Below are 10,871 nucleotides of genomic sequence, written 5' to 3' on the forward strand. Positions count from 1 at the left end.
GGACGGCCCGCCACGGTGCCACCTTCACCTCGCGCGTCAGGTCACAGCCGCTGACGCTGAAGACGGGGTGCGGCGCAAGGTGCAGGTTCACGTAGACGTCCCCTCCCCCCGCCGCCTTGCCCGGGAGGCGGATCTGCGCCCCATCTGTGACGCCCTTTGGAAGGCGCACGTTGATCTCGCGGCGCTCGCCCCCCGGTGAGGTCATCACCATCGTGTGCGTGCCACCGCGGACGACCTCCTCCAGCGGGAGCTCCAGGTCCACCTCACTGTCGCGCCGGACCGGCGAATAGCCCCCGGCAGAGCTGAAGTTTCCTCCTCCTGCTCCGCCGAAGAGGTCCGAGAGGCCACCGCCGAAGAGCGTCTTGAAGAAGTCGCTGAAGCCGCCCGCGTCGCCGCCGAAATCCACGCGGAACCCGCCACCCGAACCGCCGCCCTGCCAGCCAGGAGGCGGCGTGAAGTCCTGCCCCGCCTGCCAGTTCATGCCAAGCGTGTCGTACTTCTGACGCTTTTCCGGGTCCTTCAGCACCTCGTAGGCCTCGTTGACCTCCTTGTAGCGCTGCTCGGCGTCCTTTTCCTTAGAAACGTCCGGGTGGTACTTCTTCGCCAGCTTCCGGTACGCCTTGCGGATCTCGTCCGCAGATGCGGTGCGAGGCACGCCTAAGATCTCGTAATAGTCTTTATACTGAACGGCCATAGCTTACCAGCCCCTTTGACCAATATTAACCTTACTGAGAGAGTATAGCATCGCGCTCGGGCGTCGTAAATAACGAAAACTACGGACGTCGGGCGGCTCGGGGTTAAGAGAGGGCTGGCCCGCAGCGGAGTCGGAAGCGACGAAAAGGGCGAGCGAAGGAACGGGTGAACCCATCCCCTCGTTCGCCGCGTCGAGCTTGCCGCGATCGGCCTGCGGCTCAGTTGAAGAGCTTTTTGACCTTCTCGAAGAAGCCCGACTCTCCCGTACCGACGGGGGCCTGCATCTCCTCCGCCAGCTGCGTGAGGAGCTCCCTCTGGCGGTCGGTGAGCTTCGTCGGAACGTCGATGAAGACGTGGGCGTAGAGGTCGCCCCGCGACTTGGGCCGGTTCAGCCGCGGCATTCCCTTGCCCCGCACCTTCAGCACCTGGCCGTGGGCCGTGCCCGGAGGGACGGCGATCTTCTCCGCCCCATCAATCAGGGTTTCGATCTTCGTCTCCGCGCCCAGCACAGCCTGTGGGTAGGTCAGGACGAGGCGCGCGTGCAGGTCGGCGCCGTCGCGCTCGAACTGCTCGCTCGGCGCGACGTCCACGGCCAGATAGAGGTCCCCCGCCGGGCCTCCCTTCGTCCCTGCGTCCCCCGCACCGGGGATGCGAAGGCGCGTGCCCCGCTCCACCCCGGCCGGGATCTTGACCTCCAGCTTGCGCTTCTTCCGAACCTGTCCGTGGCCGCCGCAGTCGGCGCACTTGTCGTGGATGACCTTGCCCGAACCACCACAGTTGGGACAGGCAGCGATGGTCATGAACTCTCCGAAGATCGAGCGCTGCACCTGCTGCACCTGTCCGCGGCCTCCGCAGACCGGACAGGATTCGGGCTTCGTGCCGGGCTTTGCCCCCGTGCCGTCGCACGTTTCGCACCGCTCCCAGCGGGGGACCTCGACCTCCCGCGCCACGCCCTGCGCCGCCTCAAGCAGCGTGACGCGCAGCACCATCTCGAGATCGCCGCCCCGGCGTGGGGCATCGGGGTCGCTGGCGCGCCGCCCCATGCCGCCGCCGAACACCTGGGAGAAGAGGTCCCCAAAGAGGTCGCCAAAGTCCATGCCGTTCATGCCGCCGAAGGGGCCGGAGCCGTCCGCGGTGCCGAACTGGTCGTAGCGCGCCCGCTTCTCCTCGTCGCCCAGCACGGAGTAGGCCGCGTTGATCTTCTTGAACTTCTCCTCCGCCTCCTTGTCGCCAGGGTGCGTGTCCGGATGGTACTTCCGCACGAGCTGACGGTAGGCCTTCTTTATGTCCGCCTGAGTCGCGTCCCTGGGGACCTCAAGGATCCGGTACAAATCTTCCACTTGAACAGACACCCCACTGCCGGGGAAAACGTCCCCCTCCGAGAATTTAAAAGGGGCGGCGGGTCTTCTGCCGTCCGCCGTCCCTCAAAGATTATAACTTATTTCAGTGTGCGTTCTGCGGAGCTCAGGCTAAGCGTTGCCCTTGTCGCTGAACTCGGCGTCCACCGTCTCGCCGTCGGCCCCGGCCCCTGCACCGGCGGCGCCTGCAGCCTCCTCCGAGGCCGACGCCTCTTCCGCACCGGCGCCCGCGGCCTGGTAGAGGCGCGTGGAGAACGCCTGCACCGTCCCCTCCAGGGCCTCCTTGGCGCGTGCCATGGCCGCCTCGTCCTTCTTCTCAATCGCCTGCTTCAGGTCGTCTATCTGGGAGTTCAGCTTGCCCTTCTCCTCGGCGGTCATCTTGTCGCCGTAGTCGTTGATGAGCTTTTCCGCCCCGAAGACCGCGGCGTCCGCCTCGTTGCGGACCTCAGCGGCGCTGCGCTTCTTCGCGTCCTCGTCCGCGTGGGTTTCGGCGTCGTTCTTCATGCGCTCGATCTCCTCCTTGGACAGGTTGGAGGACTGGATCGTGATCTTCTGGGACTTGCCAGTGCCCTTGTCCTTCGCGGAGACGTTCAGGATGCCGTTGACGTCGATGTTGAACGTGACCTCGATCTGAGGGATGCCCCGGGGTGCGGGGGGGATGCCGTCCAGCACGAACTGGCCCAGCTTCACGTTGTCCGCCGCCATGGAGCGCTCGCCCTGAAGCACCATGATCTCCACCTGGGCCTGATTGTTGGCCGCCGTCGTGAAGACCTGGCTCTTGGAAACAGGGATGGCCGTGTTGCGCTCGATGACCTTCGTGAAGACGCCGCCCAGCGTTTCCAGCCCCAGGGACAGGGGCGTCACGTCCACCAGGACGATGTCCTTGTGGTCCCCCGTCAGGATGGAGCCCTGAATGGCCGCGCCGGCCGCGACGCACTCGTCGGGGTTGATGCCCTTCGTGGGCTCCTTGCCCATGATCTCCACGATCTTCTTCTGCACCATGGGCATACGGGTGGAGCCCCCCACCAGCAGGACCTTGTCGACCTTCGACGGGTCGAGGCCGGAGTCGCTGAGGGCCCGCTGCGTGGGGACGGCCGTGCGGTCCAGAAGGTCCGCCGTCATCTCCTCGAACTTCGCCCGGGTCAGCTTCATCTCCATGTGCTTGGGGCCCGTCTGGGTGGCCGTGATGAACGGCAGGGAGATCGTGGTCTCCGTCATGTTGGAGAGCTCGATCTTCGCCTTCTCGGCCGCCTCGCGCAGGCGCTGCATGGCCATACTGTCGTTCTTCAGGTCGACGCCCTCCGTCTTCTTGAACTCGCTCACCATCCAGTCCACGATGCGGTTGTCCCAGTCGTCGCCGCCAAGGCGGTTGTCCCCCGCCGTGGCCAGCACCTCGAACACCCCCTCGCCGACGTCCAGGATGGAAACGTCGAAGGTGCCGCCGCCCAGGTCGAACACCAGAATCTTGTGCTCCTCCTTGCGGTTCTCGCCGTAGGCCAGGCAGGCCGCCGTGGGCTCGTTGATGATGCGGAGCACCTCAAGGCCCGCGATGGTCCCCGCGTCCTTCGTCGCCTGGCGCTGCGCGTCCGTGAAGTAGGCTGGCACCGTGATGACGGCCTGAGTCACCTTCTCTCCCAGGTAGTCCTCGGCGTCCCTCTTCAGCTTCTGAAGGATCATCGCGGAGATCTCCTGCGGCGTGTACTTCTTACCGTCGATCTCCACGTGGTAGTCGTGCCCCATCTCGCGCTTGATCGACATGATGGTGCGGTCCGCGTTCACGATGGCCTGCCGCTTGGCCAACTGCCCCACCAGGCGCTCGCCATCCTTCGTGAAGGCCACCACGGACGGCGTCGTCCGCGCCCCTTCGTTGTTGGGGATGATCGTCGTCTGATCTCCCTCCTGGACCGCAATGCAGCTGTTCGTCGTTCCAAGGTCAATTCCAACCACTTTCGACATAACGTTTTCCTCCTGTATGCAAATCTATAATCGTTCCTAAAGATAAGGGACCCTTAAACGATCCCGTTGAACCCATTGAAAAACAGCCGTTCTCTCAACGGGGCCGGCGACCCTATTCCGCCTTGCCCACCAGGACCCGCGCGGGCCGCAGGATCCGGTCCTTCGTCCGATACCCCCGGAGCTGCTCGTCGACGACCGCACCATCCTCCTCCGCGTCCTCCACGGGGACGGCTCCGACCGCCTCGTGGAGCGTCGGGTCAAAGCGCTCGCCCTTCGCCGGGATGACGCTGACGCCCGACTCCTCCAGGACGGACAGGAACTGGCGGCTCACCATCTTCACCCCCGCCAGGATGTCCTTCGCGCTGCCGTCCTCCGGGACGGAGAGCGCCCGGTCCAGGTTGTCCAGCACGGGCAGAAGAGAAACGATCAGGTCCTCCGTTGCGCGTCGGCGCAGGTCCTGACGCTCGCGCATCGCGCGCTGACGGTAGTTGTAAAAGTCCGCCCGGGCTGCCGCCAGCTCTTGCTCCAGCTCTGCGACGCGCTTTTCCGCGCCCTCGTCCGGTTCCTCCGCCGGCTGTGGGGCCGCCTCCTCCTTTTTCTCCTTCTCTTCAGGTTCCGGTGACTCCTCCACGAGAACGCCGTCCTCGCCGATGGAGTACTCCTTGACGGGCCGGCTCATCGCCTCCGCCTCTGAATCCCCCAAGGCATCCTCCGGTTCGGGTATCAGGTAGTCCTCCTTTAATCGATCCTCCGTCATAGCACTCATCTCCCGCCCGGCCGCCCGGTCGTTCTTGGCGTTCCGGAATATTCTCGTCGGCAGGCCCTTACGTCCCGCGCGCTTATTTTTTTTCCTGTGCATTCAGCGCATCTTCCTTCCGCAGCCCTCCGCGTCCTTCAGGCTCTCCCACCTCGTCGTCCAGCGCGTCCGCGACGGCTTCCAGAACGCTGATGGAGCGTTCGTAGTCCATCCGCAGCGGGCCGATCAGGCCCAGGACCGCCTTCTGCTGGCAGGCCCGCGCCGGGATCAGGATCATGGCGCTCTCCTGCATCCCGTCCGTTTCGTTCTCGTCGCCGAGGGATACCCGCAGGTCCGAGGCCTGGCGGCACTGTTCCACCATGCTCGCCAGCGGCTTCTCCTGCTCCAGGAGCGTCAGAACGGCCTGCAGCCGCGAGAGCGCCTGGAAGTGGGGCAGGCTCAGGATGTGCTTCGCGCCGCTGCTGAAGAAGCGGTAGTTCTGTTCCGTCAAAAACCTGTCCACGTCGCTGATGGCCGCGCGGCAGGCCGTTTCGGCCTCCTCGAGCCCCCCCAGCACGTACTGGTACAACACGTCATGCACCTCGCTCCAGGAGTGTTCGCAGGCGATGGTGTTGATCCGGCGGCTGAGCTCCTCCAGGAGCCCCGGCTCCACCTCGCAGGGGAGGGTGAACTCCGTGTGGTGCACCAACCCGCCCTTCAAAACGATCAGGGCCAGGACGTTCGTCCCTCCCAGCGGCATCAGGTCGATGTGCCAGATCTCCATGCTGTCCAGCCCGGAGACCGCTGCCACCGCCACGCAGTTCGTGAGGCGCGAGAGAAGGTTCGTGACGTAGTTCAGGAGGTCCTCGATGCCGCTCCGCCGTCCCATGAGCTCCCGCCGCCAGGCTTCGGCCCCGAGGGAAGAACGGCTGCGGGCTCTGGCGGTGACGGAATCCACGTAGACGCGGTAGGCCTTGGCCGTGGGCAACCGTCCGGAGGACGTGTGGGGCTGGTAGAAATACCCCATCTCCTCGAGGTCGGCCATCTCGTTGCGGATCGTGGCAGGGCTCAGCCCCTTGATGTACTTCTTCGTGATGGTACGCGACCCGGCGGGCTCCCCCGTCTTGATGTACTCGTACACCACCGCCAGGATAATGCTGAGCTGCCTCTCCGTCATCGGCCTCGCCTCCGTTTCGTATCCTTGATTAGCACTCTTAATCAGTGAGTGCCAACAGATCGATAACATGGATAAGATTAGCAACTGGGCCTCTAAATGTCAATACAAGTCAGACCCTATAAATTACGGATTTTGTGCGCCTGACGTAAGCCGCCATAACGTTGAGCCTCGCCTCGGCGCCTGTCCCCGTCCCGCCTCGTTCCAGTATAATGGAGCGGTCACTGGAAGGAGGTCTTGCGAACCATGGACCCGACACTGAAGGCGGCGCTCCTGATGAACGCCGCGCACGCGCCGCTCCCGGCATTCCGGAAGCTGTGCGGGAAGTATGCCCCGGAGGACCTGAAGCGGGAGGAGCTCTGGGATGCGTTCAACCTGACGCCGTCCGTTCAGAAAAACCTGTCGCGCCTCCTGCGCGGGGGGGACTGGCCCGAACGGGAGGAGGAACGCGCGGCACGGTTCGGCGCGCGCTTTCTGACCGTGGACGACCCGGACTGCCCGGCGCGGCTTCGGGACCTGAGCCAGCCGCCCATCGGGCTCTACGTCAAGGGGAAGCTGAACGTCACGCTCCCCTCCGTCGCCGTCGTGGGGACGCGGCGGTGCAGCGCCTACGGCAAGACCGTGGCGGAGGCCATCGGCCGCGCGCTGGCCAGAGGGGGCCTCATGGTGGTGAGCGGCGGCGCCCGCGGCATCGACGCTGCGGGACACAGGGGGTGTCTGGCCGAGGGCGGCGTCACGGTCGCGGTGCTGGGCACGGGAATCGACCGGGTCTACCCGATGGAGCACAAGGAGCTCTTCGCACGGATCGCGGAAACGGGGGCCCTGATCTCCGAATACCCCATGGGGACGGAGGGCGCGGCCTGGCACTTCCCGGAGCGCAACCGCCTCATCGTGGGGATGACGGGCCGCACGGTGGTCGTGGAGTCGCCGGAGGACGGCGGGGCGATGATCAGCGCCCGCCTGGCGCTGGACCTGGGGCGCGAGGTCTGGTGCGTGCCGGGGCGCATCACGGAGGACGTGTGCCGGGGGACCAACCGCCTCCTGCGCGACGGCGCCGAGCCCCTGGTGGACGTGGACGAGTTCGTCCACTGCACGACGGGACGCTACGGACAGTTGGTGCTGGACCTGGACGAGCCCGCCGCCAGGTCGCAGCCGCCCCTCTCCACGGACGAGAAGGTCGTGCTGGCCCTGTTGCAGCGCCAGGGCGGGCGCACGATGGACGAGCTCCTGGCCGAGAGCGGTCTGGACCTCGTGACGCTCCAGACCTGCATGATGACCCTATCCGCCAACGGGCTGGCCGTCGTCAGCGGACCGGGGCGATTCTCCGCCGGCGTCTGACGGGCCAGGGCGGTGCCATCGAGAAATTTGCGGGGCACATTTCGAGCGCAAAACCACGATCAATGGCAAGGGGCCCGGCAAAACGCCTGGGCCCCTTCTTATCCCTTCCGGCGTCTGGACTTCGCGTCGGGCCCCCGTTTTGGCTCAGGGGCCGGCGCAGCCTGCCAATCGAAGTGATCGCCGAGGTAGAACTTGCGGGCCATGGGGTTCTCCGCCACCTCGGACGGCGTGCCCTCGAGGAATATCTTCCCCTCGTGGATCAGGTAGGTCCGATCCGTGATGGAGAGGGTTTCGCGCACGTTGTGGTCCGTGATGAGGACGCCGTACCCGCTCTCCTTCAGACGGTGGATCATCCCCTGGATGTCGTTCACGGCGATGGGGTCGATGCCGCTGAAGGGCTCGTCCAGCAGGATGAAGCGCGGCGAGAGCGTCAAGGCACGGGCGATCTCCACGCGACGCCGCTCTCCGCCCGACAGGGCGTAGCCCTTCGTGTCCGCGATGTGCGCGATGCCGAACCGCTCCAGGAGCCCATCCGTCCCTGCCCTGGACTGCCGCGTTTCCTCCCACACCAGGTCGATGTTCTCCCGCACCGTGAGGCTCCGGAACACCGAAGGCTCCTGGGGCAGGTAGCCGATGCCGGCGCGCGCCCTGGCGTAGACCGGCAGGCCGGTCACGTCGCGCTCTCCGATAAAGACGTGCCCTGCGTCGGGGCGGACCAGCCCGACGATCATGTAGAAGGACGTGGTCTTTCCCGCGCCGTTGGGGCCGAGAAGCCCCACCACCTCGCCGGGGCGCACCCGGACGCTGACGTCCGACACCACGAGCCGGCCACCGTACCCCTTGCGGATTCCCCTGGCGGTCAGCTCCTCCGCTGCGCCGCCCTGTTCCTTCCCCGCCTTGTCGGGATTCACTTTCTGCGCTCCCGTTTGAGGTCGATGGTGATCTCCGCACGGTCCGCGCTCACCGTGCCCGACTCGCTCCGGGTGATGCCGCCCAGGGCCTCCACGCGGTTCTGGTCCGGAAAGTAGACGATGGAGTCGGACCTCAGGGTGCGCCCCCCCTGCACGGCAACCACTCGACCGCTCAGCACGACGCTGCCGCGCTGGAGGGAGTAGAGCGCGTGGTCACCGTTGATGCTCACAGGCTCCCCCGACTGCTTCGGCCGGCCCTTGACCCACACCCGGTCCTTCGCCGTCATGGAGGCCAGAGCCCCCTCCTGCAGGACGCCCTCGATGGAGTCCGCGCCGAACGTCAGGCCCTTGGCGCGGTCCTCCAGCCTGTGGGCCCCCACGATCCAGAACTTCGTCTGCTGGTCCTCCTCCGTCGGGCCCCCGACGCCCCCTGCCCCGATGAGGGTCACCCGGTCCGCGTCGAGGCCCATCGTGCCCACGGCCCCCTTGACGCCATCCTGAAGGCGGCAGGTCGGGGCTTCCGCGAAGTTGAGGGTCAGCCTTCCCGCCTTGAGGTCCACGGCGTCGCCCATCCACGTTCCGGAGGCCGTCACCCCGCTGTCGAAGGCCGCCTCGCGACGCGGGACGTTGCCCGAGCCGCGGGGCGCTCTGACCGTGAGGCCGTCCGCCGTGATGAGGACCTCCCCCTCCGCCAGGAAGTCTCCCGTCGTCGAGTCGAAGCGCATCCGGTTCGCCGAGAGCTTCGCCTTGTCCGGAAACTCCTGCTCGTCCGCCGCAAAAGCAGCTCCCGCGAGCCACAGCACCAGAAGCGCTGCCAACCCCATCGTCCCCGCCGTCCTTCTCATCCGCATCCGTTCCCCTCCGTGCAGGACGACGCAAAGCCCCTCTCCGCTCGACGTCGCCCGATATTTTCATTCTTAAATTATATCAGGGGGCGTCCCAGGGAGGACAACCGACAGGGTGCTGAAGTTTAGGCCGAAAAAAATTCAGGCCGGCGTCCCAGCCTCGTCCTTTCGCCACGCTATTCGGGGGCCTGAGGTATATAATCTTATCAGGTGCAGATGATGCCACCATAAATTTTGTGGAGAAATTTTCTCCTGGAGGGAAAGACATGTCTATTCGCGGCAAATTGAAGCTCATGGTGACGGTGGTGTTCCTCATTATTGTGACGATGACGTTGGTGACGCATTTCCGTTCCACCTCCATCGTCAGCGATCTGCAGGAACGGACGGGGAACGAGATCGTGACGGGGAGCGCAGGCGTCATCCGTGAGTACCTGGACAAGTACGCCAACGTGACGCGGATGGCCGCCGCGGAGATCCGCCACACCCTCCTGGAAAACCCCGACATCCAAAGGAAGGACCTCGAGTCGCTGATGGCCTCCCTGGCCAGTTCCGTGGAGTCGCTTGGCCTCGTCAGCCTCTACCTTGGGATGAGTTCCGACGGACAGATCTACTCGCACGACGGGTGGAACCCGGAGGGCTACGACTCCCGAACCCGACCCTGGTACCAGGCGGGGCTGAAGGCTCAGGGCGGTGCGCCCGCCTTCACCACGCCCTACGTGGACGCAACGACGGGGGCCTCCATCCTGAGCGTCGTCCAGCCGATCTCGGACAGGTCGGGCAGCCTGATCGGCGTCGTCGGCGTCGATATCAAGATGGAGGCCCTGGAGCAGTTCGTCGTCTCCCAGAAGATGTTCGGCCACGGCTCCGGCGCCCTGGCCCTGGAGGACGGCCTGCTCGTCGCCCACACCAACCGAAGCTTCGTGCTGAAGGCCAACCTGCTGAACCCCGCCGACTTCAGCGATTCGGTCAGCGCCTTCGCCCGCCGCATGGTTTCCGGGGAAACGGGCTTTGCAAGTTATGAGTTTCAGGGAGAGTCCCGCCACGCCTTCTTCACCCCCGTCGGAAACGGATTCTTCTTCTACATCTTTCTGCCGACGGAGGTCATGGAGGCCCAGACCCACGCCCTCACGGTCTTGAACGTGACGATGGCGCTCGCCGCCATCGCGTTCTCGACGATCTTCATCCTCTTCATCATCCGCGGGCTGTCGAGGGCCATCCGCAGCATGACCTCCGTCACGGACGTCCTGAGCGAGGGCGACCTGACCGCGCGCTTCGAGGCCTCCGGCCGTGACGAGCTGGCCCGCATCGCGGGCCTCCTGAACTCCATGCTCGACTCCATCTCGGGGGCCCTGAGCAAGGTCCGGGGCGAGGCGGAGGAGAGCTCCAAACAGGCCAGCACCCTGGCCGCCCTCTCCCAGGAAACCCTGGCCTCCATGGAGGAGGTCTCCGCGTCGGTCGCTCAGGTCAACGGGCTGATGGAGGCGGCCTCCGCCTCCACCGAGGCAACCGGCGTCTCCGTTTCCGAGATCGCCGCCAGCGCCCAGTCCAGCGCTCAGGCCTCCACGGACGGCGCGCAGCAGGCCACCCAGGTCGCCGAGGCCGCCCGGGACGCCGCGGCGGAGGTCTCCAAGGTCCTGAAGAGCATGGCCAGCGTGGGGGACGCCGCCCGGCAGAGCCTCCAGGGGATTCGGGAGCTGGGTCAGTCCGTGGACTCGATATCCGGCTTCGTCGCCACCATCACCTCCATCGCCGACCAGACCAACCTGCTGGCCCTGAACGCGGCGATCGAGGCGGCGCGTGCGGGCGAGGCGGGACGGGGCTTCGCGGTCGTCGCCGAGGAGGTCCGCAAGCTCGCCGAGG

General features: G+C 65.9%; 9 protein-coding genes. 2 read left to right on the top strand and 7 right to left on the bottom strand.

What is annotated here, in order from left to right; genetic code table 11:
• From Q0629_RS09730 to hrcA, 5 genes are all read right to left on the bottom strand, one after another.
• Nucleotides 1–694 (bottom strand): DnaJ domain-containing protein (locus Q0629_RS09730; RefSeq protein WP_298781940.1); only part of this gene is annotated, 694 nt, incomplete at its 3' end.
• 217 nt (nt 695–911) lie between these two features.
• The gene (gene dnaJ / locus Q0629_RS09735) at nt 912–2,033 is read right to left on the bottom strand and encodes a molecular chaperone DnaJ (RefSeq protein ID WP_298781942.1); all 1,122 of its coding nucleotides are present in this window, start codon (nt 2,031–2,033) and stop codon (nt 912–914) included.
• A gap of 129 nt (nt 2,034–2,162) precedes the next feature.
• Entirely contained in the window at nt 2,163–4,007 is a 1,845-nt protein-coding gene (gene dnaK / locus Q0629_RS09740; RefSeq protein WP_298781945.1) for a molecular chaperone DnaK, read from the bottom strand.
• Between the two features lie 112 nt (nt 4,008–4,119).
• A complete protein-coding gene (locus Q0629_RS09745; RefSeq protein ID WP_298781947.1) occupies nt 4,120–4,866 on the bottom strand; it encodes a nucleotide exchange factor GrpE in 747 nt (248 codons plus the stop codon).
• Nucleotides 4,847–5,920: a heat-inducible transcriptional repressor HrcA gene (gene hrcA / locus Q0629_RS09750; protein ID WP_298781949.1), complete on the bottom strand. Its 1,074-nt coding sequence runs from the start codon at nt 5,918–5,920 to the stop codon at nt 4,847–4,849. Before hrcA ends, Q0629_RS09745 begins: the two co-directional genes overlap by 20 nt.
• 243 nt (nt 5,921–6,163) lie before the next feature.
• Between hrcA and dprA the strand changes: the two genes are divergently transcribed.
• Complete coding sequence (dprA, locus tag Q0629_RS09755) at nt 6,164–7,255, top strand: DNA-processing protein DprA (RefSeq protein ID WP_298781951.1); 1,092 nt, start codon at nt 6,164–6,166, stop codon at nt 7,253–7,255.
• Nucleotides 7,256–7,353: 98 nt separating this feature from the next.
• Here dprA and lptB read toward each other — a convergent pair whose 3' ends face one another.
• Both lptB and Q0629_RS09765 read right to left on the bottom strand, forming a co-directional pair.
• Nucleotides 7,354–8,118, bottom strand: coding sequence for an LPS export ABC transporter ATP-binding protein (gene lptB / locus Q0629_RS09760; protein ID WP_298781957.1), 765 nt, complete (start codon nt 8,116–8,118; stop codon nt 7,354–7,356).
• 44 nt (nt 8,119–8,162) lie between these two features.
• Entirely contained in the window at nt 8,163–9,017 is an 855-nt protein-coding gene (locus Q0629_RS09765; protein ID WP_298781953.1) for an LptA/OstA family protein, read from the bottom strand.
• Between the two features lie 260 nt (nt 9,018–9,277).
• Between Q0629_RS09765 and Q0629_RS09770 the strand changes: the two genes are divergently transcribed.
• On the top strand, nt 9,278–10,871 hold a 1,594-nt coding region (locus Q0629_RS09770), incomplete at its 3' end, for a methyl-accepting chemotaxis protein (protein WP_298781955.1).

This window comes from uncultured Fretibacterium sp., assembly GCF_938030725.1.
GTDB lineage: Bacteria > Synergistota > Synergistia > Synergistales > Aminobacteriaceae > Fretibacterium.